This window comes from Mesorhizobium opportunistum WSM2075 (assembly GCF_000176035.2).
Lineage (GTDB): Bacteria > Pseudomonadota > Alphaproteobacteria > Rhizobiales > Rhizobiaceae > Mesorhizobium > Mesorhizobium opportunistum.
Genome location: NC_015675.1, coordinates 287045 through 313541 on the forward strand (window position 1 = coordinate 287045; position 26497 = coordinate 313541).

The following is a 26497-nucleotide window of genomic DNA, read 5'->3' on the forward strand; positions in this document are numbered from 1 at the left end:
GCCGGCGCCGACCACCTTGCGCCCGATCAGCCTGCAAACGTGTAGGCGGTCTTCACCGTGGTGTAGAACTCCATGGCATAGCGGCCCTGTTCGCGCGGGCCGAAACTCGAGCCCTTGCGGCCGCCGAAGGGAACATGAAAGTCGACGCCCGCCGTCGGCAGGTTGACCATCACCATGCCGGCTTCGGAGTTGCGCTTGAAGTGGGTGGCGTGCTTGAGGCTCGACGTGCAGATGCCCGACGTCAGCCCGAAAGGCGTGTCGTTGGCGACGGCAAGCGCCTCGTCATAATCCTTGACACGGATGACGCTGGCGACAGGGCCAAAGATCTCCTCGCGCGAAGAGCGCATGGCATTGGTGGCCTCGGTCAGCAGCGCCGGGCGCAGGAAGAAGCCTGGCGTCTTGCGGTCGAGCCGTTCGCCGCCGAAGGCAAGGGTCGCGCCTTCCCTGACACCGATGGCGATGTAGTCCTCGTCCTGCTTCAACTGAGTAGCGTCGACGACCGGGCCGATCTGCGTCTGCGCGTCGAGCGCATCGCCGATGACCAGCTTGCCCATGCGGTCCTTGAGCGCGTCGACGAAACGGTCGTGGATGGCGTCGGTCACGATCAGCCTGGACGAGGCCGTGCAGCGCTGGCCGGTCGAGAAGAAGGCACCGTTGAGCGCGCAATCGACGGCGACCGCGAGATCGGCATCGTCGAGCACGACCAGCGGATTCTTGCCGCCCATTTCGAGCTGGAACTTGCGCATGTGCTCGACGCTGGCGGCGGCGACGCGTTTGCCCGTGCCGACCGAACCGGTGAAGGTGATGGCGTTGACATCGGGGCTGTCGAGCATGGCCTGGCCAACCACCGAGCCCTTGCCCATGACGAGGTTGAGCACGCCCTTGGGCAGGCCGGCGCGATGCAGGATGTCGACGATGGACCAGGCGCTTTCGGGAACGAGTTCCGCCGGCTTGAAGACGATGGTGTTGCCGTGGGCCAAAGCGGGCGCGATCTTCCAGGCCGGAATGGCGATCGGGAAATTCCACGGCGTGATGATACCAACCACGCCGACCGCTTCGCGGGTGATCTCGACGCCGACGCCCGGGCGCACGCTCGGCACCATCTCGCCGGACAGGCGCAATGTCTCGCCGGCGAAGAAGTCGAATATCTGGGCGGCGCGAATGGTCTCGCCAATGCCTTCGGCCAGCGTCTTGCCCTCCTCGCGCGCCAGATTGCGGCCGATCTCGTCCTTGCGGGCCATGATCTCGTCCGCGGTCTTCTTCAGCACCGCATGGCGTGCCAGCGGACCTGAGCGGGACCATGCCGGAAACGCCGCCTTGGCCGCGGCGATTGCCTGGCCGGCCTGTTCGACGCCAGCCGAGGCATACTCGCCGACGACGTCGCCGGTATCCGAGGGATTGATGTTGCGGGAGCCGGCGTCGCCGACCCACTCGCCATCGATGAGGTTCTTGCGAAATACGTTCATGATCTTGCCTTCCTTGCCTTGGCTGCTGGCTTGGCTGCCGGCCGCGGGGCGGCATCCGTCTGAATTGGTATTTGCCAGACAATTGCCTTGCGGGAAAGCACGCACTGGCCGAGACGCCGCGACAAAAATGCCCAAGCTTGTCTCCGCGCCGATGGTGCGGTGCATTCCGAAAACCAACCCGGCTAATATCCACGCGGCGTCATTCAGACCGGAATGAATCGCCCTGTACAGTAGTGTCCATGACCTTGATTTGGCCTGTGCGGCGTGTCATGCGTCGTGCGATGGCAGCACTCGAAACGACGATCCAACGCACCGGCGCCACCGGCAACGTCAAGGCCACTCGCGAAGACTGGCTGAAGCTTGCGCTTGAAACACTGATCTCTGATGGTGTCGAGCGCGTCCGCGTGCTGACGCTGGGCCAGCAGCTCGACGTCTCGCGCTCGAGCTTCTACTGGTATTTCAAGAGCCGGCAGGATCTTCTCGACCAACTGCTGGATCATTGGCGGCAGACCAACACGAAATTCATCGTCGAGCGCGCCAGGCGGCCTTCCGCCACCGTGGTCCGCGGGGTGATGAGCATCTTCGAATGCTGGGTCGACGAAAGGCTGTTCGATCCCCGACTGGATTTCGCGATCCGGGCCTGGGCGCGTCGTTCGCCAGCAATCCGGCGCGCGCTCGACGAGGCCGACGAGGAACGCGTCAACGCCATCCGCGACATGTTCATGCGCCATGGTTATGACGAGGAGGACGCATTCGTTCGTGCCCGCATCCTCTATTTCATGCAGATCGGCTATTACTCGCTCGAACTCGACGAGCCGATGAGCAGCCGCCTGCCTCACGTCGCTTCATACTTGCGCAGCTTTACCGGCCAGGAACCCACGACCGCAGACGTCGAGGATTTCTCGCGCTATGTGGTGGAGACGATGGCACGCAAAGGTTAGCACCAGCCGTCGTGCGCAAAGCGATACCGAACTAGACATATATGTACAATGCGACTACGCTTTCCTGAGAAATCAGGCTTGTCCGCCGCACCATGACCAGACGCTATTCCGCATTATCGCTCTTCAAGGAAGGCCTGGCCGGCCAGACCGGCTGGAAGCAGGCTTGGCGCTCGCCCGAGCCGAAGCCGGCCTATGACGTGATCGTCATCGGCGGCGGCGGCCACGGGCTGGCGACGGCCTATTACCTGGCCAAGAACCACAACATCGCCCGAGTGGCCGTGCTGGAGAAAGGCTGGATCGGCGGCGGCAACACCGGCCGCAACACCACCGTGGTGCGCTCCAACTACTACTATCCGGAAAGCGTCGAACTCTACGGGCTGGCGCACCGGCTCTATGAGGGCCTGTCGAAGGATTTGAACTACAACGTCATGCTGTCGCAGCGCGGCATGGTCAATCTCTGCCACTCGACGGCCGAGATGGAGATCGGCGCGCGCACCGTCAACGCCATGCAGATCAACGGTATCGATGCCGAGCTGTTCTCGCCTAAGGATGTCCGGCGCGTAGCGCCGATATACAATTTCTCGGCCGATGCGCGTTTCCCCGTGTTCGGCGGCATCTGGCAAGGCCGGGCCGGCACGGCGCGTCATGACGCGGTTGCCTGGGGCTATGCGCGCGCCGGGAGCCGGCTTGGCGTCGATATCATCCAGAACTGCGAGATCACCGATTTCATCATCGAAGGCGGCCACTGCCGCGGTGTCCAGACGACACGTGGCGTCATCCGTGCCGAGCGCATCGGCATGGCGGTGGCCGGGCATTCCTCGGTGCTGGCGGCCAAGGCCGGGTTCCGGCTGCCTGTTAATTCCTATGCACTACAGGCCTGCGTTTCCGAGCCGGTCAAGCCGATCCTCGACACCGTGGTGCTGTCGCCCGGCTGCGGCGTCTATGTCAGCCAGTCGGACAAGGGCGAGATCGTCATCGGCGGCGGGCTCGACCGCATCCCGTCCTATGCGCAGCGCGGCAATCTGCCGACGCTGGAAACGGTGATTGCCGGCGTCTTGGAAATGTTCCCGATCTTCGGCCAGTTGAAGCTGATGCGGCAGTGGGCGGGGATCGTTGACGTCGTGCCGGATTCTTCACCGATCATCGGCGAAACGCCGCTGCCCAATTTGTTCCTCAATTGCGGCTGGGGCACCGGCGGCTTCAAGGCCATTCCGGCCGGCGGCACGCTGCTGGCAAACTTGCTGGCGACCGGTAAGCACAACGACATCAGCCGTCCGTTCGACCTCGACCGCTTCGCCGGCGGACGGTTGATCGACGAGGCGGCCGGCTCCGGCATCGCGCATTAGAGGCAATCATGCAGCTTTTCCCTTGCCCATTCTGCGGCCCGCGCGACGAGACCGAATTCCACTATGGCGGCGATGCCGGCAATGTCCGGCCGGATGGTGCCGAGGTGCCGATCGAGCGCTGGGCCGATTACCTCTATTTGCGCGGCAATCCGAAGGGCACGGCGCGCGAGATCTGGGTTCACATGACTTGCGGCGAGTTCTTCGTTATGGAACGTGACACCGTCACCCACAAGGTGCTGTCCTCGGCCGCGCTTGGCGGGGAGCAGGCGGCGTGACCGCCTCGCGTCTTGCCACCGGCGGCAGCGCCATCGACCGCTCGCGCCCGATCCGCTTCAGCTTCGACGGCACGACCGTGCAGGGCTTTGCCGGCGACACCATCGCCTCGGCGCTGCTGGCCGGTGATGTCGCGGTGGTCGGCCGCAGCTTCAAGTATCATAGGCCACGCGGCATCTGGGGTGCGGGCGTCGAAGAGCCGAACGCGCTGGTCGATGTCGGCGGCGCGACGCCGAACACGCGGGCCACGACCGAGCCGGCGCGCGACGGGCTGGTGGCGAAAAGCGTCAACGCGACGCCCAATGCGCTGGTCGACCGCAACGCTTTTCTCGATCGCTTTTCGCGCTTCATTCCGGCGGCGTTCTACTACAAGACCTTCATGTGGCCGGACTGGCACATGTTCGAGCCGCGCATCCGTGCCATGGCCGGATTGGGCAAGGTCGACGCCGGCTGGGCCTCGCCGGGCCTATCGGACCAGATCAACCATCACTGCGACGTGCTGGTGGTGGGCGCCGGACCGGCAGGACTGGCGGCGGCCAAGCTGGCCGCGGGGGCGGATCAATCCGTGGTGCTTGTCGATGACCAACTCCGAGCTGGGGGATCGCTCGGCCATCGCGCCGGCGAGGTCGATGGGAAATCGGCGACTGAGTGGGTCGATGAGACGGTTGCGAACCTAGCTGCCAACGGCCACCTGATCCTGCCCTGGACCACCGCCTTCGGCATTTACGACCACAATCTGGTCGGGCTGAACCAGCGCCATCTCGACGGTCGGTCGGACACGCTGTGGCGGGTCAGGCCGCGCCGGATCGTGCTGGCGACCGGCGCCATCGAGCGACCGCTGCCCTTCGCCAACAATGACCTGCCGGGCATCCTGTCGGCCGATGCGGCGCTCGCCTATCTCAGGCGCCATGCGGTGCTGGTCGGCCGGCGCATCGTTGTCGCGACCAACAATGATAGCGCCTACGAGGTTGCCGAGGCAGTCGCGGAGGCCGGCGCCGACGTCACGCTTGTCGACATCAGGCGCGACGGCATGCCCGCCGCGCCCGTCAATGCGCGGGTGCTCAAAGGGCGGGCGCTTGCCTCGGCACGCGGCAAGCTTCGCGTCGAAGGCGTGACGCTCGACGACGGCAGCAGGCTCGATGCCGATTGCGTGCTGGTCTCGGGCGGCTGGACGCCGACCATTCATCTGTTCGGTCAGGCCAGGGGCAAGCTCGCCTGGAGCGAGGCGCGCGCCGCCTTCCTGCCGGGCGACCCGGTCGACGGCATTTCCGTCGTCGGGGCAGCCGCTGGCGCGGTTTGCCTGTCGGATGTGTTCGCCGGCGTCGCGGACGCCTTCCCGGGCAAGGGAAGTGCTGCAACACCGCGCAGCACCGGACCAGAGGCGACTGGCGGCATAGTAGCGGCATGGCCGATGCCGGGCTCGAAAGGGCGCATCTGGATCGACTACCAGAACGACGTGACGGTGAAGGACGTCGAACTGGCGGCACGCGAAAACTTCGTTTCGGTAGAACACCTCAAGCGCTACACCACGCTCGGCATGGCGACGGACCAGGGCAAGACCTCCAACCTGCCCGGGCTGGCGCTGATGGCAGGCATTACCGGCCGCACGGTGCCGGAGGTCGGCACCACCACGTATCGCCCGCCGTTCACGCCGGTGCCGCTGGCAAGCTTTGCTGGCGCGCGCGTTGGCGAGCTGATGGCGCCGGTGCGCCGGCTTCCGCTAGAAAACGTCCACCGTGCCAGCGGCGCCGTCTTCCAGGAATATGGCGGCTGGCTGCGCCCGGCCCATTATGGCGGCCGCGACGCCGATGCGGATCGCGCCATCCAGGATGAGGCGCGGCGTGCCCGCCAGTCGGTGGCATTGTTCGACGGTTCGACGCTCGGCAAGATCGAGGTGATCGGACCGCAGGCGGCTGCGTTCGTCGACTTCCTCTATTACAACACCATGTCGACGCTGAAGCCCGGCCGCTGCCGCTACGGCTTCATGCTGTCGGAGAACGGCGTGGTCTTCGATGACGGCGTGCTGGTGCGGCTGGACGAGCATCGGTTCGTCATCTCGTGCTCGTCCTCGCATGTTGCCGCCGTGCACGCCCGGCTGGAGGAATGGCGCCAGGACCGTTTCGGCCGCGACGCCGTCTACATCCACAACGCCACATCGGAAATGGCGACGCTGACCGTTTCGGGTCCGAACGCACGAAAGCTGCTCGAAAGACTGAAGCTCGGCCTTTCGCTCGACGATGCCGACCTGCCGCATATGGCGGTCGGCCATGGCCGCTATGGCGGCGACCAGGTTCGCATCGCCCGTGTCAGCTTCACCGGCGACAGAAGCTACGAAATCTCGATCCGAGCCGATCGCGCCGAACCGCTATGGGCGCATCTGCGTCAAGCCGGCCAAGCGCTCGATGCCGTCGTCATCGGCCTCGAAGCGCTGATGATCCTGCGGGCCGAGAAAGGCTTCATCGTCATCGGCAAGGACACTGACGGCACCACGCTGCCGCACGACCTCGGCAGCGAAGGGCCCCGCGCCAAGCGCAAGACCGAATATGTCGGCCGCCGCTCGCTGTTCACCGAGGAGGCGTCGCGAGGCAACCGTTTGCAGCTTGTCGGCTTGACGGTGCCGTCAGGCGAAGCCCCATTGCCCACTGGCGCGCACGGCATCGACCGTCGCGATGGCAAGCTGAAAAGCCAGGGCTTTGTCACCTCGAGTTATCAGAGTCCGACGCTAGGTCGGCCGGTCGCGCTTGGCCTGATCGAGCGTGGCGCAACGCGTCATGGTGAGACGATCGAAATCCAGCATCTCGGCAAGATCAGGACGGCGACGATCGCCGCCGCTTGCGCCTTCGATCCGGCAGGAGACCGGCTCAATGCGTGATCTCGCGGAGAAATGGCCCATCGCGCCGGACTGGCCGGCGGCAATGATTACGACGCCTGGCCTGGCGGTGCGTACGGTCACGGGCCTCGACCAGATGCTGGTCAGCGGCGATCTCGATGCCTGGGCGCGTCTGTCCGGCGTGAAGGCGGAAGGCGTGGGCGCCTTTGGCGCGGCGCAAGGCGAGCGCTATGCCGCGCGGCTGGCCCGCGACCGGCTGCTCGTGGTGTCGAACGCACCGCTTGCCATCGCGGCGGGCTGGCACAAGGAAGGGTTCGCGGTGACGGAGATCAGCACCGGCCTGCAACTGTTCGAAATCGAAGGCGTGGGGCTCGATGCTTTCATCGCCCGTGGAACGACAATTGACCCCAGGCAGTCAAGTGCCAGTGCGACACTGTCCTTCGCCGGCGTCAGCGCCATCGTCTATCGCCATGGAAGCAAGCTGCGCATCCATGTCGACCGCGGTCTTGCCGCCTATCTCTGGACGTGGATGGAGCAGGCCGCAGGCCACGTCGCGGCTGGAAGCTAGCCAGCCATGATCACGCTCAGAGCGTGAACGACCAGAACAGGCAGGCCAGCATCGCGGCGGCGAAGACCACGAAGAACAGGCTGCGCAGCAGCACATTGCGGCGCAGCTCGTTCATGACGAAGTGACAGCCGACGACGGCGACGGCGAACAGGAACCGCCAGTTCAATAATGCCAGCAGGGCGCTGCCCTGTCCGAAGGCCCATCTGGCAAGAAGGCCGCCGACAATGGTGGCAAGCAGCACGATCACCGTCCAGAAGATCGCGTCGGCGGCATGGGTCAGCACGATGCTGGCCGCACGGATCGGCAGGATCATCATCAGCAGCGCGCTGAAGAAGTAGACGGCGGCCAGCGGAATGAACGTTCCGGCATCGGCAATGCCGTCGAGGCGCCTGACGCCGATCGCCCCATAGGGATAGCCGTGCCTGGCCACCGCCAGGCTCAACGCCATGAGCAAGGCGGTCAGCACCGCGACCAGCGCGAAGGATATGAGGGCTTTGCTCATGATGTTCCTGTCCCAGACGAATCAGACAGGAACGTTGTAGCCGGCGGTCGTAAACTGCGGGTAAGCGAGCTTACCCGGGACGCCGATTTCGACCTCTGCGCAAGCCGATGACGAGAGGCTATTCGGCGGCGACCCTGCCCGCCGAGCGGTTCGCCAGCACGAAGCCGACCTCGTCCACGGCCTGCGCGGCGCGCTTCAGGATCGCCTCGGAGCGCAGCACGCCGTCGGTGAAATCCTTGTCGGTGGCGTAGACGGCGGTCGGCAGGGTAAAGGCCTCGAAGAAGCCGAACAGCGGCCGCAGCTGATGCTCGACGATCAAGGCGTGGCGCTCGCCGCCGCCGGTCGCGGTCAAAAGGATGGGCTTGCCGCGCAACGCGGCTGGATCGATGAGGTCGAAGAAGTGCTTGAACAGGCCGGTGTAGCTGCCCTTGTAGGTCGGCGAACCGACCACCAGCACATCCGCGGAGAGGATCTGGGCCAGGATCGGTTGCGCCTGGCTGTCGAGGTCGCGTGCCCACCTTGCCGTGCCCAGCGATGGGCCGACATCCTCGATGTCATAGGTGCTGGCCGACAGGCCGTGGCGCGCGGCAATGTCCCTTGCGACGAAATCGACGAAGGCGCGTGTCTTTGACGGCCGGGTGATGTTGCCGGAAAAGCCGACGACTGTTGGATTTGACATGGCGGTGGGCCTCTTGATGGTCGAAGTTTTTACTAAAGCGGGCTTTCGCCCGCCGATGGAAATCAGCTCCAGGCGTGCAGCGGCGGATTTTCACCGTTGAGAAAATATTTGCCGAGGATCGAATACTTCCAGCGCACCGGATCGTGCAGCGTGTGCGTGCGGGCGTTGCGCCAATGACGGTCGAGATTGTGTTCGGCCAGCGTCGAGCGGGTGCCGGCGAGTTCGAACAGCTTGTTCGTCGCGGCAATGGCGATCTCGGTCGACAGGATCTTGGCCTCGGCGGTGACGATCTGCGCATGCGCGACCGTCTCGGCGGTCGGCTCGATCACGGCCCGGTCGATCGCATGGCCGGCCTTTTCGAGCAGCGCCTGTGCCGCGTGCAGGCGCAGCGTCAGGTCGCCGATCGCCTGGATGGTGTAGGGATCGTCCCAGGCATTGTCGACGCCGCTGTCGATCCAGGCGCGGCTCCTGGTCCTGACGAAGTGAACCGTCTCGTCGATCGCCGCCTGGGCGATGCCGGTGTCTACCGCCACCTGGATGATCTGGAAGATGGCGCCGTCGGCGGTCGGCCTGTCGTAGCCCTTGTAGCCGGGCACCAGAAAAGTCTTCGGCACCTTGACGTTGTCGATGATCACGGTGCCGGAGAGCGTCGTGCGCTGGCCGAAGCTCGACCAGTCGTCGATGACTGTCAGGCCGGGCGCGCCACGGTCGGCGATCGCATACCAGGCGCGGCCCTCGTCATCGAGCGCCACGATCGGCACCAGATGGGCGAGCAGCGCGCCGGAGGAATAGAATTTGCGGCCATTGACCACGACATGGTCGCCGGCATCGGTAAAGCGGGTCTCGAAATCGGCGGCACGCTTGGAACCGAACTCGGAGAAGGCGTTGCCGAACCGCGTGCCTTTCAACGCCTCACCAAAGAGCAGTTTCTGCTGTTCGGCGTCCGACACGGTGCGGATGGCGGCAATGACACCGAGATGGTTCTGAGCCACCTGGCCGATAGAAGAATCCGCCGCCGAGATGATCTCGATCACCTTGGCCAGCGTCGCGTAGGACAGTTCCGGTCCGCCGAATGCCCTGGGCACATTGATCGACCAGAGGCCGCTTTGCGAGAAGGCGTCGAGTTCGGCAACCGGCCAGATCCGCTCGCGGTCGCGCCTGGAGGAGTCCTTGGCGAATTCGGCGGCGAGTGCGTGGGCGATGGCGATCGCTTCGGCGTCATCCTTGATGATGTGGGCTGGCGCCGATGGCCTTGCAACGGGCGGCACGGCGGCGGAGGCATGGTCTGTCTTGACGGTCGAGACGGTCATTTCACTGCTCCTTCGAATTTCGTTTCAGGCGACGGCATGGAGATGGGCTGTTTTGGTAGCCGGTGACGGCTGTTGCCCGGAGGTCGATTGACCGAGATAGAAGGCGCGCACATCCTCGCGCTGGCGAAGCTCTGCAGCCGGGCCAGAGAGGACGGAGACACCGTTTTCGAGCACCGTGGCATGGTCGGCATATCTGAGCGCGACCGCGGAATTCTGCTCGGCCACCAGGATCGACAGGCCGGTCTCGCGATTGAGTTTTCTCAGCGTCTGGAAGATGTCCTGGACGATGAGCGGGGCAAGCCCCATCGACGGTTCGTCGAGGACGAGCAGGCGCGGCCGCGACATCAGCGCCCGGCCAATCGCGGTCATCTGCTGCTCGCCGCCGGAGGTCAGTCCGGACAGTGTCCGGCGCTTTTCCCTGAGGCGGGGGAAATAGCCGTAGATGCGTTCGAGGTCGACGTTGATTTCGGCGCGACGACCGCTGCGGCCGATGCCGCCGGCGACCAGGTTTTCCTCGACGGTGAGGCTCTTGAAGCAGTGGCGGCCTTCCAGCACCGGCACCAGGCCGGCGCGCACCAGATCGCCCGGCTTGCGGCGCGAGACATCCGAGCCGTCATAGCGGATGGTGCCGGCGTTGACCTGGCCGCGTACGGCCGGCAGCAGGTTCGAGACCGCCTTCAGCGTGGTGGTCTTGCCTGCACCATTGGCACCGAGCAGCGCCAGTATCTCGCCGCGCCTGATCTCGAAGCTGACGCCGTGCAGCGCCGTGATGGCGTGGTTGTAGGTCGCGTGGACCGCATTTACGGCAAGAATGACGTCATTGTCCGGCATGGGCTCTTCTTCCCTGGTCCGCGGAGCGAAAGCGGCCGGCGCCACGGAACCTGTCCGCGGCGCCGGCACTGGCTGATCAGTTGGTGGTCACGGCATTGGCATCATCGGCGGTGCGCAGCTTGATGCCCTTCTCGGCGGCATAGGCCTCGGCCGACTTCTCGATGATGGGCCGCAGCAGCGCCCAGTCCGGCGCGATCCAGTCGGAGACGACGTTCCATTTCTTGCCGTCCCACTGCTGGAAGGTCACGTAGCCCTCGCCCTCATGGTTGTCCCAGCTGACATTGATCGAGTGGAACAGATCCTTGGCGCCGAGCGCCTCGACCTTGGCCGGATCGAGCTTGAGATGTTCGAAGCCCCAGCGGACCTCGTCGCCGGTCAGCGTGCGGTGGCCGAACTTCTCCTGCGCGACGCGGATCGCCTCGACATTCAAGATGCCGTTGACGATGCCGAGATTGTGGTAGACGGAGCCGATGCGCGACTTGTCTTCCAGATTGCCCTTGCCGGCGCCGTAGACGGTCTTCACGATCTCCTGCACCACCGGGTAGCTGTTACCCGACGCTTGGGTGGTGATGGCGGTGTAGCCCTTGGCGGCGTCGCCGGCGGGTATGACATCCTCTTCCGAATTCGACCAGACATTGCCGACGATATGGTCGACGGGGTAGCCAACCTTGACCGCCGTCTTCAGCGCCACCGGGTTCATCACGCCCCAGCCGCGCAGGACGACGAAGTCCGGCTTGGCGCGGCGGATGGTCAGCCACTGCGACTGCTGCTCGTTGCCGGGATGCGGCACCTCGATCTGCTGGATGGTGAAGCCGTATTTCTGCGCCAGCAGTTCATAGATCGGGATGGTCTCCTTGCCGTAGGGCGAGCCGTGATAGAGCACGACGATCTTCTTGCCCTTCAGCTTGTCGATGCCGCCTTCCTTGGAAGCGATGTAGTTCACGATGCCCGACGTCTCGCTGTAGGGGTTGAGCAGCAGCGGGAAGACATAGGGGAAAACGCGCCCGTCGGTGGAATCGGTGCGGCCGTGGTTGACGGTGATCAGCGGCACCTTGTCGGCGGTGATACGGTCGATCATGGCATAGGCGATGCCGACCGAGAGCGGGTTCCAGGCGGCGGCACCGGCATGGCTCTTCTGCCGCTCGTAGCATTCGACGCCGCGCTCGACCTCGTACTGGGTCTCGCACTCATCCCAGGTCAGCTTGACGCCGTTGACGCCGCCGTCGCGGATGTTGATGAGGTTGAGATAGTCGATGAAGCCGCCGAAGAAACCGGTGCCGCCAGCCGCGTAAGGCCCGACGCGATAGCTCTGCAGCGGGAAATATTGTTCGTCGGCGTTTGCGGCGGGCAAAGCCACCGACGCGATCATCGCCGCGGACAGCGCCGCCGCCTTGATTGTGCTGAGAAAATTCATGGGTTGGGTACTCCCGGTATGGGCCGTCCTTGGTTCGGCCTCTGGTTCATTTCCAAATGCGATTGATTTCGAATGATGGAACTCAGCTCGTCTGCCAGGCGAACAGGAGCCGTCTTCGGAGCCTGTCCCACAGGGCCACCAACCCGTCGGGTTCAAGGATCAGAAACAGGATGATGAGCGCGCCCAGCACGATGCGCTGGCTCATGTCGAGCACGCCCGAGTCAAAGACATCGCCAAGCAGGAAGCCGCCGAGGCGCGATAAGCCAAGCGGGAAGACCACGATGAGGGCGGCGCCGAAGAACGCGCCACGGACCGATGCCAGGCCGCCGATGATGATGATGAACAGGATCTGGAACGAGCGGTCGAGATCGAAGCCGTCCGGCTCGACGGTTCTGAGATAGGCGAAGGCCCAGATGACGCCGGCGACGCCGATGATGAAGGACGAGATGGCAAAGGCCAGAAGCTTGGTCTTCAACACGGGGATGCCGATGATGCGGGCCGCGGTTTCATTGTCGCGGATGGCGATAAAGTTGCGCCCGGTCTGCGAGGAGACCAGCCGGTGAGCGAGGAAGGTCAGCACGGCGACGATGGTCAGCGCAAAGAGATAGCGGCCGACGGCGCCGTCTAGTGCGAAGCCTGAAATCGACAGCCTCGGCGCGTCGATGACGCCCGATGCCGAATTGTTGGAGAACCAGCTGAACTTGGTCAGCGCCCATTGCACGAAGAACTGCGCGGCAAGCGTCGAGACGGCCAGATAGAAGCCCTTCAGCCGCAGGCTCGGCAGGCCGAAGACGATGCCGATCGCGGCCGCGACGAGGCCGGCCAGAACAATGCTGCCGATCAACGGCAGGCCTTCGACGCGCAAGTTGAAATTGTAGGCGGCGAAGGCACCGGCCGCCATGAAGGCAGCACTGCCAAGCGACACCTGGCCGGCATAGCCGGTGAGGATGTTCAAGCCGACGCCGGCGAGGCTGAGCGCCAGGAACGGCAGCAGGATCGCTTCGAACAGGTAGCTCGAGCCGATCAGCGGCACGACGCCATAGGCGAAGGCGAGCAGGAGGACAGGCGCGAGCCATTTCGGCAGCGCCGGCGTGGACGAGAAATCGCTTGCTATCGCGGTCATCGCTCAAACCCTTTCGACGAGCTTCTGGCCGAACAGGCCGGAAGGGCGGATCAGGAGGAAGACGAGCGCGACGACGTAGGCGAACCAGCTCTCGATGCCGCCGCCGAAATAGTCGCCGATATAGACCTCGGCGAGCTTCTCGCTGGCGCCGATCAGCAGCCCTCCGACGATGGCGCCGAGGATGGAATCGAAGCCGCCGAGCACCAGCACAGGCAGCGCCTTGAGCACCACCAGCGACAGCGAGAACTGCACGCCGAGGCGGGCGCCCCAGAGCAGTCCCGCCACCAATGCGACCAGGCCGGCGGCCGCCCAGACGGTCGCCCAGATCAGCGGCAGCCGCAGACCAACAGCGAGCGCGGCGAACTGGTCATCGGCGACGGCGCGAAAGGAGAGGCCGATGCGGGTGTAGCGGAAGAACAGCGACAACAGCAGAACCATGCCGGCGGCAACCACCGCGGCGAAGATATCGAACTGGCTGATCAGCACGCCGCCGACTTCCAGCGGCACGTCCTCGATGCCGAGATCGAGGCCGTGGACCTGCGTGCCCCAGATCAGTTGGGCGGCACCCTCGATGATGTAGGACAGGCCGAGCGTGGCCATGAACAAAGTGATCGGCGGCTTGTTGGTGAGCGGCCTGAGCACCGTGCGTTCGATGGCGACGCCGATCGCCACCATGATGGCGAAGGTGGCGACCAGGGCCAGCGCGAACGGGACGCCGCGTTCGACGAGGCTGACGAAGGTGAGTGCCGCGAACAGGAGCAGCGCGCCCTGCGCGAAATTGAGCACGCCCGAGGTCTTGTAGATCAGCACGAAGCCGATCGCGACCAGCGAATACATGACGCCGGAGAGCAGGCCGCCGACGAGCACTTCGATGAAGAACTGATAATCGAAGTCGGCGATCATATGCCTGCCCCGTCCTCATTGTCGGAGGCGACGCCGAGATAGGCATCGATGACACGCTGGTCGTTCCTGACTTCGTCAGGCGTGCCGTCGGCGATCTTGCGGCCGTAGTCGAGAACGGCGATCCGATCGGACAGGCCCATGACGACGCCGACATCGTGTTCGATCAGAACGACGGTGGTGGCGAAACGATCGCGCGCGGCGCGGACGAAACCCGCCATCTCGCTCTTCTCGCCTGATGTCATGCCGGCCATCGGCTCGTCGAGCAGAAGCAGGCGCGGTTGCGCGACCAGTGCGCGAGCCAGTTCGACGCGCTTCTGCAGCCCGTATGGCAGCGTGCCGGCAAGGCGATCGCGAACGGCGGTGAGGTCGAGGAATTCGAGAACCTGGTCGGCGCGGCCGCGTGTTTCACGCTGCTCGCCGCGCGAGCGGCCAATGCCGAGCACCTGGCCGGCAAAATTGGAGCGGACCTTATAGGCAAGGCCGGACGCGACATTGTCGAGGACGCTGAGGCCTTTGAACAAGGCCAGGTTCTGGAAGGTCCTGGCGACTCCGAGACGCGCCAGCCGCTGCGTCGGCACCTGGGCATGGCTGACGCCGTCGAGCAGGACATGGCCGCGATCCGGCCGGTAGACGCCGCTGATGACGTTGATCAGCGAGCTCTTGCCGGCGCCGTTCGGCCCGATGATGGCGCGGATCTCGCCGGGTTGCACCGACAGGTCGATATCGGCCAATGCCACGACGCCGCCGAACGACAGGCCGATACCTTGCAGTGAAAGCAGCGGAGCGGCTGTACCCGAAACGGACCCCGCCGGCTCGATACGGCCCGCGGAAGGCAGCGCCGGCTGGGGCGCCGACGGCAAGCCGCGCGCGAAGATTTCCGGCGCGTAGACCGAAGCCTCCATCATTCCAAGGGAATAGCTGGCCAATGGCATTTCCAAGGTCCTCGATTGCGCCTTTAGGCGCGCGAATTCTCGATGCCGCCCGAGGAGATCGAGCGCGCCTGAAAAACCTTCGTTCGTGTGCTGGCCGGAGCTTGACCGGCCAGCTTGCGGGATGACTATTCTGCCGCCAGTGACGCTGCCTGTTCGGCGTCTTCCAGCTCGCGGACGAGCGGGATGACATGCTTGCCGAAATACTCGACCTCCTCCTGGAAGTGCAGGAAGCCGAGCAGGATGAGATCGGCGCCGGCGCGCTTCAGGTCGACGATGCGTTCCGCGACCTGTCTCGGCGTGCCGATCAGGTTCGAGCGGAAGCCATCATTGTACTGGACCAGATCGTCGAAGGAGGATTTCGCCCAATTGCCCTCGCCTTCCGGCGAGGCCTTGCCGGCATTCTTGACCTCGTGGCCAAAGGCATTGACCGCTTCGGGGTTGGCCTTGGCGATGATTTCGGCAAGCACCGCCTTGGCCTCGTCCTCGGTTTCGCGGACGACGGCGAAGGCGTTGACGCCGACCTTGACCGAATGGCTGTTGGCCTTCGCCTTGGTCCTGAGGTCTTCGACCTGCTTGGCGATCTCGGCCGGTGTGTTGCCGTTGGTGAAGTACCAGTCCGAGACACGCGATGCCATGTCGCGCGCGGCACGCGATGAACCGCCCTGGAAGATTTCGGGCAGCGGCTGCGGCGGTTTCGGCTTCAGCGAATATTCGTTGAAGCGATAGAAATCGCCGCGGAAGGTGAAACTGTCTTCGGTCCATATTCCGCGCAGCGCGCGGATGAACTCCTCCGAGCGGCGGTAGCGCTCGTCATGGTCGAGCCAGTGCTCGCCGATGGCGTGAAACTCGCCACGGAACCAGCCGGAGACGAGGTTGATGGCGACACGGCCATTGGTCAGATAGCTGATGGTGGCGATCTGCTTGGCTGCCAGCGCCGGATTCCACGGGCCGGGCAGGATCGCGGCGATGACCTTCAGCGTCGTGGTGGCGGCGAGAAGGTCATGGCTGAAGGCTACCGATTCATGCTGCTCGTCGGCGCCGTAACCGGCGGTGAAACGGATCTGGCTGAGCGCATAGTCGAAGCCGGCCTTCTCGGCGATCTGCGCCAGCTTGCGGTTGTATTCGGCCGAATGGTTGGTGCGCTGCTCGATGTTGGAGATCACCAGGCCGCCCGAAACATTGGGCACCCAATAGGCGAATTTGATCGCGTCGGTGTCTGCGTGTGCCATGAACTGTCTCCCATTCAGGCGATGTCGTTGATCGGTCCGGTCGGCGCCGGCTTTCCCCAATATTTATTATGTTTATGGAATTTATATACAAAGAAGGATTTTCCGTTTTTGGAGCCCTCGTGGGACGGAAATACCAATTTTCCCGGTCAACCGGCTTCCGGCCGTCAACGGGCCGCGGCAACGCTGTCCGCATCGACGCCGATCGTCTCGGCTGACGGGACCGTGTCCAGCAGCCTTGCAGTCTCCCTGGCAACCGCCTGGGCATGACGAGCCACCTCCGGCAGACCCATGAGTTCGCCAAACGTGCCCCTGGCGAGCGGGCCGGCGACGAAAAGCGTGGCGACCGCCTTGTCACCCCGGCCGATGGCGCGGCTATCGAGGCTGGTCTCGATACCCAGTCCGTAGGCGTCAGCCCTGATCAGCCCGGCTTCGGCCAAGGAGCGCAGCGCCGGGTTGAGCCGAAGGGCTTGCCCATGCGCCGGGCCAGTCGTGTTGATGATGGCATCGAAGCGCACCGTTTCGATCCGCGTCCGTCCGCGCCGCTGGAAGCTGACCGCCGGGCCGTCATCCTCATGGTTCGACGCGACAAGCCTGGCGGCAACGGTTTCGTAGGTGCCGGCGGCCTGACGGCGATCCAGCACCGCCGCCACCTGCGGTGCGATCCTGAAGCGATGCACGTCCCAGAATACGCGCAACTGGCGGACCAGCCTTGCCCGCTCGCGCGGTGCAAGCGCTGCCCACAGCACGGGTCCCTGCAGCCGCAATTGGTCGAAGACCGACTGCCAGTTGACATTGGCGGCTCGCGCCGCCGCCAGCGTGGCGCGAATAGTCTTCAGCAGGCCAAGCGCCGTCGCGGCCGGCGATGACGCGAAATCGCCGAAGGGCTCGCCCCTAACGTCAGGGTGGCCGCGCGAGCGCAACCCGCGGCGCGACAACGCCAGGATGCGGCCGCGATGGCCGCGGCGATCGAGTTCGGCCACCATGTCGGCCGAGCTCAATCCGGAACCGACAATCAGCACCGATGCTTCCCGCCCGATATGGGCAAGAGCGGAAGCGGCGTACGGGTCGGCAACGAAACCCGGCGCTTCGGCCAGGGCGGCCAGCGCGTCCGGAATTCCAGGCGGCAGGTGCGTCGCCGCCAGGACGACAATGTCGGCTGCGACCGGGCCGCCGGAAGTGTGCACGGACCAGCCAGCGCCATCAGCGTCACGGGTCACGCGCGTGGCGAGACCTTGGACATGACGAACCACGCCCGAACCGAGCCAGGGCGCCAGATGCTCGGCGACGTAGCGGCCGAACACGCGCCGCCGCGGATAGGCGTCGCCATTCTTCCAGATGGCGTCGGTATCGCGCTCGAGTTCGCCACTGCCGGTCAACCAGCGCGCGAAGTGCTGCGGATCGTCGGGAGCCATGCTCATCCTGATCGCCGGAACATTGACCCGATGCGCCGGCTCCGCACTGGAATAGGCAAGGCCTCCGCCAAGCGCCGGTCGCGGCTCGATCACCGAAATCGACAGACGCTCGAACCAGGGCAGTTGCGCCAGATGCCAGGCGACCGCAGCGCCGGAAAAGCCGCCGCCGATGATGGCGACGCGCAGCCGGCGCGATTGGGGCAGCGCGTTCACGAGGCGCTGGCGAGCGACTTCGGGCGATGGTCGCCGGCAATGGTTTCGCCGAATGGCCCGGTGTTGACGGATGAGACGGCCGATTTGACCGGGTGATCGGTCGGCAGTTTCGGCAGCACCAGTTCGCCGAAACGATAGGCTTCTTCAAGATGCGGGTAGCCGGACAGGATGAAGGTGTCGATGCCGAGGCGCCGGTATTCGTCGATCCGCTCGGCAATCGTGTCTGGATCGCCGACAAGGGCGGTTCCAGCGCCGCCGCGCACCAGGCCGACGCCGGCCCAGAGATTGGGCGCGATCTCCAGCCTGTCGCGGCTGCCGCCATGCAGCGCGCTCATGCGCGCCTGGCCGACCGAATCCATGCGGGCAAACACCTTCTGTGCCGAGGCGATCGTGGCGTCGTCGAGCCGGCTGATCAGGCTGTCCGCCGCGGCCCAGGCCTGCTCGGTCGTCTCGCGGGCAATGACATGCAGGCGAATGCCGAAGGAGAGCTTGCGGCCGGCCTTTTCGGCCAGTTCGCGCACGGCGTCCAGCTTGCGCTCGACATCGGCCGGCGGTTCGCCCCAGGTCAGATATTTGTCGATCTCCTGCGCCGCCACCACGGAGCCGGCATCGGACGAGCCGCCGAAATAGAGCGGCGGATATGGCGTTTGCACCGGCGGGAACAACAGGCGGCCATCCTCGATGCGGAAATGCTTGCCCTGATGCTCGACCGTCTCGCCGCTCAGCACGCGCTTGTAGATGCGCAGGAATTCCTGCGTCACCTCGTAGCGTTCGGCATGCGAGAGAAAGATGCCGTCGCCCTTGTTCTCCAGCGGATCGCCGCCGGTGACGACGTTGATCAGCAGGCGGCCGTTGGAGATGCGGTCGAGCGTGGCGGTCATGCGCGCGGCGAGCGTCGGCGACTGCAGGCCGGGCCGCACGGCAACGAGAAAACGCAGCCGCTCGGTGAGCGGCGCCAGCGCCGAGGCGATCACCCAGGAATCCTCGCAGGCCCGACCGGTCGGCAACAGCACGCCGTAATAGCCCAGCGTGTCGGCGGCCTTGGCCACTTGCGTCAGATAGGGCAGGTCGACGGCCCTGCCGCCTTCCGTCGTGCCGAGGTAGCGGCTGTCGCCATGCGTCGGCAGGAACCAGAGCACCTTGATGCGGTCGGGAACATCAATGGTCATGGCCTGCCTCCGACGCGCGGGCGGCGGCGGACTGAGAGCGGGCTCAAGGAAGTGTGCATGGCGTGGTCCTGTCCGGGAAAGCCAGATCGCCAGTACAGATTGCTTATTCTATAAATTCTGTAGAGTTAAGTTTATTCCAATTCCGACCGGATTATTAGAAATTCTCTCCGCCAGCTCGCACCCGGGCTGATGCACCCCGGTTCTTCGCCTATTCGGCGCATCACGGCAGCGACCCCGCTGCCGATGGCTGCGGTTCTAGCCCGGCAATCGGCCAAGCCCTGCCGCGAAGCGCTCGACGATGGCGAGACCAGTCTCATTGGGCCGCATCGCCGGCGCGCGATCATGTATCGGGATGCCGGTGCGGGCGCCAAACAGCCGCTTGCCGTAGCAGATCAAGTTCTCGATGCCCTGCATGACGAAAACCGCCGCCGGCAGCATTTTAGCATACTCAGCCTCGGCTATCGCTTCGTTTCCGGCGCGGAACGCCTTCCAGGCGCGTACGGCATAATCCACGCAATCCGGCGCCAGGATCATGCCACGGCAGCCGATGCGGAAATTGTCGATCAGTTCCAGCCCGCCACGCCCGTTGAAAACGGGAATCCGGCCCTCGGTGCGCTCGATCAGGCCGGCAATGTCGGTGACTGGCCCCTCGCCCTTGATCAGCCTGATGTTGGGATGCAGCGTGACGAGGTCGCGGATTTCATCCGATGTCAGGCCACGACCGAAAAAGGCGGGCGCGTTCTGGATCGCGACCGGCAGGTCGGTCGCCTCGGCGACACGGCCAAAGAAGCGGATATACTCCAGCGCCCCGTAAGATCCGCCAGGCGGGGGCTGCAGGATCACCCAGTCGGCGCCGACGCTTTCGGCATGGCGAACCTGGGATATCTGCTCGGCCATCGAAGCGCCGAGGATGGTGAAGGCGAGCGGCACTTTTCCCGCGGTGTCCTGCGCCGTCCAGTCCATGACCGTCCGGCGCTCGGCCTCGGTCAGCTTGGCGACTTCGGTGGCGAGGCCGAGTGCCGCCATGCCATGCACGCCGGTCGCCAGGCAGATCTCGACCTGGCTGCGCATCGCCGCGCGGTCCAGCCGCTCGTTCTCGTCGAACAGTGCATAGAGGATGGCATGAATGCCATGGAGATCATCCGGCTGGAAATTCGCCATCCTCGTCGACCTCAATGGCTTTCGCGGGGAATGGCGTGGCCGCGGCTGCCGACCAGGAAATCGAGATCGGCACCACGGTCCGCCTGCAGCACATGGTCGACATAGAGGCCCTGGTAGCCGCCGCGCATCGCCGGCTCCGGAGGAGCCCAGCCTATTCGTCGTCTCGCCAGCTCCTGTTCCGACACGTCGAGGTGCAACCGCCGCGCCTCGACATCGAGCTCGATGATGTCGCCGCTTCTGACCAGCGCCAGCGGGCCACCGACGGCGGCCTCGGGCGCCGCATGCAGCACCACCGTGCCGAAGGCGGTGCCGGACATGCGGGCGTCGGAGATGCGGATCATGTCGCGGACGCCCTGCTTCAGGAGTTTTTGGGGCAGCGCCATGTTGCCGACCTCGGCCATGCCGGGATAGCCCTTGGGGCCGCAATTCCTGAGCACCATGATCGAGCTCTCGTCGATATCGAGCGCGGGATCGTCGACGCGCGCCTTGTAGTCGTCGATGTCCTCGAAGACGACGGCGCGGCCGCGATGCTTCATCAGGGCGGGAGACGCCGCCGACGGTTTGATGATGGCGCCGTCGGGCGCCAGATTGCCGCGCAGCACGGCGATGCCGCCGTGTCGCGTCAGCGCCTTGTCACGCGGGCGGATGACCTCCGGATTGTAGTTTTGAGCGTCGGCGATGTTGTCGCGCAGTCGTCTGCCGGTGACTGTCAGCGCGTCGAGATCGAGCATGTCCGCGATCTCTTTCATCACCGCCGGAATGCCGCCGGCGTAGCAGAAATCCTCCATCAGGAAGCGGCCGGATGGCATCAGGTCGAGAATGGTCGGCACGTCGCGGCCAAAGGCGTCCCAATCGTCGAGCGTCAGCTCCGCGCCGACGCGGCCGGCGATGGCGAGCAGGTGGACGACCGCATTGGTCGAGCCGCCGATCGCGCCATTGACGCGGATGGCGTTCGCGAAGGCTTGCCTCGTCAGGATGGCCGACGGGCGCAGATCCTCATTGACCATTTCGACGATGCGCCGCCCGGTCATCCGGGCGATGCGGCTGCGGCGCGCGTCGACGGCCGGATAGGCGGCGTTACCGGGCAGCGCCAGGCCGAGCGCCTCGACCATCGAGGCCATGGTGGAGGCGGTGCCCATGGTCATGCAGTGGCCGGGCGAGCGCGACATGGCGCTTTCGGCATTGGCGAAATCCTGTTCGCTCATCACCCCGGCGCGGACATCCTCGGAGAACTTCCACACATCCGTGCCCGAACCTATCTCGCGGCCCTGGAAGCGGCCGTTGAGCATCGGTCCGCCGGAGATGACGATCGACGGCAGGTCGCAGGATGCAGCACCCATCACCAGCGACGGCGTGGTCTTATCGCAGCCGGCCATCAGCACGACGCCATCCATCGGATTGCCGCGGATCGCTTCCTCGACATCCATCGAGGCGAGGTTGCGAAACAGCATCGCCGTCGGCCGCAGATTGGATTCGCCGCAGGAGAAGACGGGAAATTCCAGCGGCAGGCCACCGGCCTCCAGAACGCCGGCCTTGATGTGCTCGATCAGGCCGCGGAAATGGACATGGCACGGGGTGAATTCCGAAAAAGTGTTGCAGATGCCGATCACCGGGCGGCCGTCGAAAGCGTCGTCGGGCAGGCCGTTGTTCTTCATCCAGCTGCGGTGGATGAAGGCATCCTTGCCATTACCGCCGAACCAGTGCTGCGATCGTCTCTTGGTCATGGTTTCTTCCCGACGTTCAGGCGGGATGCTGCAATTGGCTGAGCCCGCCATCGACGACGAGGGTTGCCGCGTTCATGAACGGGCACTCGTCGGAGATCATGAACACAGCCGCCAGCGCGATCTCGCGCACCGACGCGATGCGGCCGCCCGGATGCAGCGCGAGCGTCTTGGCGCGCGCCGCCACCGGGTCGGCAAAACTGTTCCAGTAATCGATCGCCTTCCGCGTCTCGACATAGCCGGGCGCCAGCGCGTTCACGCGCACGCCTTGCGCGGCGTATTCCAGCGCCAGCGATTTGGTCAGGCCGAGCAGCGCGTGCTTGGCGACGGGATAGGGGAAGGTGTGCGGGATGATGGTGAAGCTGTGGGTCGAGGCGACGTTGAGGATGGCGCCACCGCCGCTCGCGATCATTCCCGGCAGCACCGCCTTGCTGCAGTTCCAGGCGCCCTTGACGTTGACGTCGAAATTGCGGTTCCACTCTTCCTCGGTCGCATCGAGCGGGGTGGAGAATACATTCATCCCGGCATTGTTGATCAGCGCGTTGATCGGGCCGATCTCGTCGCCTGCTTGTCCGACCGCGGCGGCGATCGCCGCCCCGTCGCTGATGTCGGCAGCTTGATGACCGACATGGCCCTGCGAAGCGGCGAGCCCGGCGACGGACCTGTCGAGCAGCGCCCCGTCACGATCGACCAGGAACAGTCTTGCGCCTTCCGCAAGGCAGGCCTCGGCGATGGCAAGCCCGATGCCTTGCGCGGCACCGGTGAGGAAGATGCGTTTGCCGGACAGGCGCTCAGCCATCGCTGTCACTCCACGTGAAGACGCATCAACGCCGGCCGAGCGCCGACGAGCGCAGATTGTCGAGCAGCACGGCGAGCAGCAGGATCACGCCGCGCACGATGTACTGGTAGAAGGCCGGGATGTTGAGCAGGTTCATGGCGTTCTCGGCAATGCCCATGATCAGCACGCCGACGATCACGCCCGACATGGTGGCGCGGCCGCCGGCAAGCGAGACGCCGCCGAGCACGCAGGCGGAGATGACCGAAAGCTCCAGGCCGACCGCCGCATTGGGCTGGCCGGAGGTGATACGCGAGGCCAAGAGGATGCCGGCGATGCCGCAGACGACGCCCTGCAGCGCGAAGATCCAGATGCGTGTCCGGTCGACATTGACGCCGGCCAGCCGTGACGCCTCCGGATTGCCGCCGATGGCCAGCGTGTTCTTCCCGAAAACAGTGCGGTTCAAGACGAAGCCGAAGATGCCGAAGAGCACGGCCAGCACCCAGATCGGCGTCGGTATGCCGAGCAGTTTCGACAGCGCGAGCTGGTAGAAATCCGGGCTGTTGATGCCGACGGCGCGGCCGTCGGACGCAATCAGCGCAAGGCCGCGCACGATCTGCATGGTGGCGAGCGTGGTGATCAGTGCGTTGATGCGGAATTTGGCGATGACGACGCCATTGATGAAGCCGACGAAGGCGCCGCAGGCGATTGCCGCCAGCAGGCCAAGCAGGATCGAGCCGGTGTAGTTCGATGCCATCACCGCGACCATGCCGGCGAAGGCGACGATCGAGCCGACCGACAGGTCGAAGTCGCGCGCCGCGAGACAGAACATCATGGTGCAGGCGACGATGCCGACGGTGACCACCGACTGCAAAAGGCCGAGCATGTTCCGGTCGGTGAGGAAGTTCGGCACCAGGACCGACACCAGCGCGAAGGCGACGACGAAGATGACGACGAGGCCCTGTTCGCCGAGCAGGATTTTTTTCAACTGGCCGGTCATTGCAAAAGTCCTCAGGATGCGATCGCGTCGGGGGTTTTCTGGTCGGGAAGGGCCGCGGCCAGGATCGCCTTCTCGGCGAACTGGTCCCGCGTAAGTACGGCGCTGATGCGTCCGCCGCACATCACCAGGATGCGGTCGCAAATGCCCATCACCTCCGGTAGCTCGGACGAGATGACGACGATCGCCATGCCGTCCTCGGCAAGCTGGTAGAGGAGTTCGTAGATTTCCGATTTGGCGCCGACGTCGATGCCGCGCGTCGGCTCGTCGACGATGAGGACGCGCACGCCCTGCTCCGACAGCCAGCGGCCGAGGATGACCTTTTGCTGGTTGCCGCCGGAGAGGTTGATGATGTCCTGCCTGCGCGAGGGCGTGCGCACCTTGAGCTTCTTGATGAAGGTCTCGGCGGTGGCGATCTCGCTGGCGCGGTCGAGCACGCCGAAGCGCGTGTGATGGCGCCGCGACGAGATGTTGATGTTCTCTTCGATCGAGCGACCCTGGATAATGCCGTCATGCTTGCGGTCCTCGGAGCACAGCACGATGCCGGCCCGGATCGAGCCGTGCGGATCGGTGGCGTGGACCAGCTTGCCGTCGACGCTGATAGTACCGCTCGAGCGCGGGTCGGCGCCGAACACCAGCCGCATCAGTTCCGAGCGCCCTGCGCCGATCAGGCCGAAGAAGCCGACGATCTCGCCGGCACGGGCCTCGAAGCTGGCCGGCGTCTTGAGCTTGGCCCCGGAGATCCCCTCGACCTCCAGGCGGACATCTCCCGATCCGCGCGGCCGAAAACCCCAGATGTCGGAGATTTCGCGGCCGACCATTTCGGCGACGACCTGGTCGCGGGTGACGCCTTTCAGTGACGCGTGGTGCGCCGCGAGCTTGCCGTCGCGCAGCACCGTCAGGCTGTCGCAGAGGCGGAACACCTCGTCCAGCCGATGCGAGACATAGATGATGACCTTGCCCTCGCCGCGCAGACGGTCGATCAGGGCAAACAGGATTTCGCTTTCGCGCGAGGACAGCGACGAGGTCGGCTCGTCCAGTGCGATGACGCGCGCGTCGAGCATGATCGCCTTGGCGATCTCGACCATCTGGCGTTCGCCGATGGACAGCGTCTTGACCTTGCGGCGCATGTCGATGTCGATGCCGGCCGATTTCAGCTTGGCGCCGACATCGTCCAGCATCTTGCGGCCGGCGATGATGCCGGCACTGGCGGGAAAGCGGCCGAGGCTGAGGTTTTCGGCAACGGTGAGCTCGGGGACGAGCTGCAGTTCCTGGTGGATGACGATGACGCCATTGTCGAAGGCATCCCTTGTCGAGGCATAGGCCTGGGCCTTGCCGTCGATGCTGATCTCGCCCTCGTCGGCATGTTGGTCGCCCGACAGGATTTTGATCAGCGTGGATTTACCGGCGCCATTCTCGCCCATCAGGCCATGCACGGCGCCCTTGTCGACGCCGAACGAGACGTCCGACAGCGCCTTGACGCCCGGATAGGTCTTGGTGATGCGCGAGAAGTCGAGAAAGGACACTGGCGTCGATCCTTTTGAACCACGGCAAACAGGCGGCGGGTTGCGCCGCCGCCTGTTTGTACAGTGAGGATTATTCGATGCCGAGGCCCTGGCGGACCTTCTGGTAGTCGTCGCGCTTGGCCAGCGCACCGGAGGTCAGGATCAGCTTTTCCGGTTCCTTGTTGTTGGCGACCCAGTCGTACATGTTGAGTGCCGTCTCGTAGCCGTGGCGCTTCGGCGAGATGATCACCGTGCCGACGAAGCCGGTGGCGGTCGGTTTCTTGAACTCGTTGATCGCCGAATCCGCGCCGCCGATGCCGACGCCGATCATGCCGTCGGCGGGAATGCCGACGCTTTCGGAGGCACGCACGGCGCCAAGCACGGCCTCGTCGTTGAGACCGAAGGAGACCCACTTCTTGATGTCGGCGTGAGCATTGAGCACTACCGTCGCGGCATTAAGCGCGGCCTCGGTGTCGGTCTTGGCCTGCGGGGCGTCAAAGATGTTCTCGGCCTTGAAGCCGTTCGCCTTCAGCACCGAGATAGCACCTTCGACACGATCGACGGCGGTCGGCAACTGATCATAGGAGACGCGGATGGCGCCGACCTCGTCGGCCTTCCAGCCGCGCGCCTTCATCTCGTCGACGATCGCCTGGCCAACGGCCTCGCCGATCTTGGTAGCCGAAATGCCCATATGCGGCACGTCTTCGAGCGCCTTGCCGTCGGCACCGACGAGGCGGTCGTCGACGGTCATCAGCTTGAGATTGTTGGCGGCGGCCTTGGCGACGATGCCGGGGCCGAGTTTGACGTCCGGGGTGCAGACGATGAAGCCCTGCGCACCCTGGGCGCCGAGATTGTCGATCGCCGACATCAGCTTCTCACCATCCTCGGCGCCGATCTTGACCAGGGTGAAACCCTTTTCCTTGGCGGCCTGGTCGGCGAACTTCCATTCGTCCTGGAACCAAGGCTCCTCGGGCTGTTTGACGATAAAGCCGATCTTGGTGTCCTGAGCATACGCAGCGATAGTCGTGACGGACAGCACGGCAAGCGCGCCCGCGACGAGCGCGGTCTTCAAAAGTCGCATGATTACCTCCCAGCGATAGGCCGGGCGCTCAGCCCGGGTGCTGGAGTCTCTAATTGTTTTTATCATACTCGTCAATTGATCTGGTATGATAATTAAGCTACATGCTCTGACCAGGG

23 protein-coding genes are annotated in these 26497 nt (G+C 64.8%); 5 read left to right on the forward strand and 18 right to left on the reverse strand.

Annotated features, from left to right (window positions below; translation table 11 throughout):
• Positions 1-26 precede the first annotated feature (26 nt).
• Positions 27-1466 (reverse strand): aldehyde dehydrogenase family protein, encoded by a 1440-nt coding sequence (locus MESOP_RS01285; RefSeq protein WP_013891505.1) that lies wholly within the window; start codon positions 1464-1466, stop codon positions 27-29.
• Positions 1467-1747: 281 nt separating this feature from the next.
• On the opposite strand from MESOP_RS01285, the gene MESOP_RS01290 reads away from it, so the two are divergent.
• From MESOP_RS01290 to MESOP_RS01310, 5 genes are all read left to right on the forward strand, one after another.
• Positions 1748-2407, forward strand: a complete 660-nt coding sequence (locus MESOP_RS01290) for a TetR/AcrR family transcriptional regulator (protein ID WP_041163957.1) — start codon at positions 1748-1750, stop codon at positions 2405-2407.
• Positions 2408-2499: 92 nt separating this feature from the next.
• Positions 2500-3753, forward strand: coding sequence for a sarcosine oxidase subunit beta family protein (locus MESOP_RS01295; RefSeq protein ID WP_013891507.1), 1254 nt, complete (start codon positions 2500-2502; stop codon positions 3751-3753).
• 8 nt (positions 3754-3761) lie between these two features.
• Entirely contained in the window at positions 3762-4028 is a 267-nt protein-coding gene (locus MESOP_RS01300; protein WP_013891508.1) for a sarcosine oxidase subunit delta, read from the forward strand.
• On the forward strand, positions 4025-6898 hold the full coding sequence (locus MESOP_RS01305) for a sarcosine oxidase subunit alpha family protein (RefSeq protein ID WP_013891509.1): 2874 nt from the start codon (positions 4025-4027) through the stop codon (positions 6896-6898). The genes MESOP_RS01300 and MESOP_RS01305 overlap by 4 nt, the downstream gene beginning before the upstream one ends.
• Positions 6891-7424, forward strand: coding sequence for an aminomethyltransferase family protein (locus MESOP_RS01310; protein WP_013891510.1), 534 nt, complete (start codon positions 6891-6893; stop codon positions 7422-7424). The genes MESOP_RS01305 and MESOP_RS01310 overlap by 8 nt, the downstream gene beginning before the upstream one ends.
• 16 nt (positions 7425-7440) lie before the next feature.
• Here MESOP_RS01310 and MESOP_RS01315 read toward each other — a convergent pair whose 3' ends face one another.
• The 17 genes from MESOP_RS01315 to MESOP_RS01395 all read right to left on the reverse strand — a co-directional run bounded on the left by MESOP_RS01315 (position 7441) and on the right by MESOP_RS01395 (position 26381).
• The gene (locus tag MESOP_RS01315; protein WP_013891511.1) at positions 7441-7926 is read right to left on the reverse strand and encodes a hypothetical protein; all 486 of its coding nucleotides are present in this window, start codon (positions 7924-7926) and stop codon (positions 7441-7443) included.
• A gap of 118 nt (positions 7927-8044) precedes the next feature.
• The gene (gene msuE / locus MESOP_RS01320; protein WP_013891512.1) at positions 8045-8605 is read right to left on the reverse strand and encodes an FMN reductase; all 561 of its coding nucleotides are present in this window, start codon (positions 8603-8605) and stop codon (positions 8045-8047) included.
• 62 nt (positions 8606-8667) lie between these two features.
• Positions 8668-9915 (reverse strand): SfnB family sulfur acquisition oxidoreductase, encoded by a 1248-nt coding sequence (locus MESOP_RS01325; protein WP_013891513.1) that lies wholly within the window; start codon positions 9913-9915, stop codon positions 8668-8670.
• 24 nt (positions 9916-9939) lie between these two features.
• A complete protein-coding gene (locus MESOP_RS01330) occupies positions 9940-10746 on the reverse strand; it encodes an ABC transporter ATP-binding protein (protein WP_013891514.1) in 807 nt (268 codons plus the stop codon).
• Positions 10747-10822: 76 nt separating this feature from the next.
• On the reverse strand, positions 10823-12160 hold the full coding sequence (locus MESOP_RS01335) for an ABC transporter substrate-binding protein (RefSeq protein ID WP_013891515.1): 1338 nt from the start codon (positions 12158-12160) through the stop codon (positions 10823-10825).
• An 82-nt stretch (positions 12161-12242) separates the two neighbouring features.
• Positions 12243-13283: a branched-chain amino acid ABC transporter permease gene (locus MESOP_RS01340; RefSeq protein WP_013891516.1), complete on the reverse strand. Its 1041-nt coding sequence runs from the start codon at positions 13281-13283 to the stop codon at positions 12243-12245.
• Between the two features lie 3 nt (positions 13284-13286).
• Complete coding sequence (locus MESOP_RS01345) at positions 13287-14186, reverse strand: branched-chain amino acid ABC transporter permease (RefSeq protein ID WP_013891517.1); 900 nt, start codon at positions 14184-14186, stop codon at positions 13287-13289.
• Positions 14183-15118, reverse strand: a complete 936-nt coding sequence (locus MESOP_RS01350; protein ID WP_013891518.1) for an ABC transporter ATP-binding protein — start codon at positions 15116-15118, stop codon at positions 14183-14185. Before MESOP_RS01350 ends, MESOP_RS01345 begins: the two co-directional genes overlap by 4 nt.
• A gap of 125 nt (positions 15119-15243) precedes the next feature.
• The gene (sfnG, locus tag MESOP_RS01355; RefSeq protein ID WP_013891519.1) at positions 15244-16347 is read right to left on the reverse strand and encodes a dimethylsulfone monooxygenase SfnG; all 1104 of its coding nucleotides are present in this window, start codon (positions 16345-16347) and stop codon (positions 15244-15246) included.
• Between the two features lie 164 nt (positions 16348-16511).
• A complete protein-coding gene (locus MESOP_RS01360) occupies positions 16512-17972 on the reverse strand; it encodes an FAD/NAD(P)-binding protein (RefSeq protein WP_013891520.1) in 1461 nt (486 codons plus the stop codon).
• Positions 17969-19141, reverse strand: coding sequence for an FMNH2-dependent alkanesulfonate monooxygenase (gene ssuD, locus MESOP_RS01365; RefSeq protein ID WP_013891521.1), 1173 nt, complete (start codon positions 19139-19141; stop codon positions 17969-17971). Before ssuD ends, MESOP_RS01360 begins: the two co-directional genes overlap by 4 nt.
• Before the next feature lie 255 nt (positions 19142-19396).
• Positions 19397-20302, reverse strand: a complete 906-nt coding sequence (locus tag MESOP_RS01370) for a dihydrodipicolinate synthase family protein (protein WP_013891522.1) — start codon at positions 20300-20302, stop codon at positions 19397-19399.
• Between the two features lie 11 nt (positions 20303-20313).
• The gene (gene araD, locus MESOP_RS01375) at positions 20314-22026 is read right to left on the reverse strand and encodes an L-arabinonate dehydratase (RefSeq protein WP_013891523.1); all 1713 of its coding nucleotides are present in this window, start codon (positions 22024-22026) and stop codon (positions 20314-20316) included.
• Between the two features lie 16 nt (positions 22027-22042).
• Positions 22043-22822, reverse strand: coding sequence for an SDR family oxidoreductase (locus MESOP_RS01380; RefSeq protein WP_013891524.1), 780 nt, complete (start codon positions 22820-22822; stop codon positions 22043-22045).
• A 25-nt stretch (positions 22823-22847) separates the two neighbouring features.
• Positions 22848-23798 carry an L-arabinose ABC transporter permease AraH gene (araH, locus tag MESOP_RS01385; protein ID WP_013891525.1) on the reverse strand — a complete coding sequence of 317 codons (951 nt, stop codon included), beginning with the start codon at positions 23796-23798 and terminating at the stop codon, positions 22848-22850.
• Between the two features lie 11 nt (positions 23799-23809).
• Entirely contained in the window at positions 23810-25321 is a 1512-nt protein-coding gene (gene araG / locus MESOP_RS01390) for an L-arabinose ABC transporter ATP-binding protein AraG (protein WP_013891526.1), read from the reverse strand.
• 70 nt (positions 25322-25391) lie between these two features.
• On the reverse strand, positions 25392-26381 hold the full coding sequence (locus tag MESOP_RS01395; RefSeq protein WP_013891527.1) for an arabinose ABC transporter substrate-binding protein: 990 nt from the start codon (positions 26379-26381) through the stop codon (positions 25392-25394).
• Positions 26382-26497 lie beyond the last annotated feature (116 nt).

What these genes read in the sequence shown, in the direction of transcription:
- MESOP_RS01285 (WP_013891505.1), bottom strand. Translation starts at nt 1,466, where the DNA reads ATGAACGTATTTCGCAAGAACCTCATCGATGGCGAGTGGGTCGGCGAC.
- araD (WP_013891523.1), bottom strand. Translation starts at nt 22,026, where the DNA reads ATGACCAAGAGACGATCGCAGCACTGGTTCGGCGGTAATGGCAAGGAT.
- MESOP_RS01370 (WP_013891522.1), bottom strand. Translation starts at nt 20,302, where the DNA reads ATGGCGAATTTCCAGCCGGATGATCTCCATGGCATTCATGCCATCCTC.
- MESOP_RS01315 (WP_013891511.1), bottom strand. Translation starts at nt 7,926, where the DNA reads ATGAGCAAAGCCCTCATATCCTTCGCGCTGGTCGCGGTGCTGACCGCC.
- sfnG (WP_013891519.1), bottom strand. Translation starts at nt 16,347, where the DNA reads ATGGCACACGCAGACACCGACGCGATCAAATTCGCCTATTGGGTGCCC.
- MESOP_RS01395 (WP_013891527.1), bottom strand. Translation starts at nt 26,381, where the DNA reads ATGCGACTTTTGAAGACCGCGCTCGTCGCGGGCGCGCTTGCCGTGCTG.
- MESOP_RS01310 (WP_013891510.1), top strand. Translation starts at nt 6,891, where the DNA reads ATGCGTGATCTCGCGGAGAAATGGCCCATCGCGCCGGACTGGCCGGCG.
- MESOP_RS01290 (WP_041163957.1), top strand. Translation starts at nt 1,748, where the DNA reads ATGGCAGCACTCGAAACGACGATCCAACGCACCGGCGCCACCGGCAAC.
- MESOP_RS01335 (WP_013891515.1), bottom strand. Translation starts at nt 12,160, where the DNA reads ATGAATTTTCTCAGCACAATCAAGGCGGCGGCGCTGTCCGCGGCGATG.
- MESOP_RS01340 (WP_013891516.1), bottom strand. Translation starts at nt 13,283, where the DNA reads ATGACCGCGATAGCAAGCGATTTCTCGTCCACGCCGGCGCTGCCGAAA.
- ssuD (WP_013891521.1), bottom strand. Translation starts at nt 19,141, where the DNA reads ATGACCATTGATGTTCCCGACCGCATCAAGGTGCTCTGGTTCCTGCCG.
- MESOP_RS01295 (WP_013891507.1), top strand. Translation starts at nt 2,500, where the DNA reads ATGACCAGACGCTATTCCGCATTATCGCTCTTCAAGGAAGGCCTGGCC.
- MESOP_RS01350 (WP_013891518.1), bottom strand. Translation starts at nt 15,118, where the DNA reads ATGCCATTGGCCAGCTATTCCCTTGGAATGATGGAGGCTTCGGTCTAC.
- MESOP_RS01325 (WP_013891513.1), bottom strand. Translation starts at nt 9,915, where the DNA reads ATGACCGTCTCGACCGTCAAGACAGACCATGCCTCCGCCGCCGTGCCG.
- MESOP_RS01300 (WP_013891508.1), top strand. Translation starts at nt 3,762, where the DNA reads ATGCAGCTTTTCCCTTGCCCATTCTGCGGCCCGCGCGACGAGACCGAA.
- msuE (WP_013891512.1), bottom strand. Translation starts at nt 8,605, where the DNA reads ATGTCAAATCCAACAGTCGTCGGCTTTTCCGGCAACATCACCCGGCCG.
- MESOP_RS01330 (WP_013891514.1), bottom strand. Translation starts at nt 10,746, where the DNA reads ATGCCGGACAATGACGTCATTCTTGCCGTAAATGCGGTCCACGCGACC.
- araH (WP_013891525.1), bottom strand. Translation starts at nt 23,798, where the DNA reads ATGACCGGCCAGTTGAAAAAAATCCTGCTCGGCGAACAGGGCCTCGTC.
- MESOP_RS01380 (WP_013891524.1), bottom strand. Translation starts at nt 22,822, where the DNA reads ATGGCTGAGCGCCTGTCCGGCAAACGCATCTTCCTCACCGGTGCCGCG.
- MESOP_RS01345 (WP_013891517.1), bottom strand. Translation starts at nt 14,186, where the DNA reads ATGATCGCCGACTTCGATTATCAGTTCTTCATCGAAGTGCTCGTCGGC.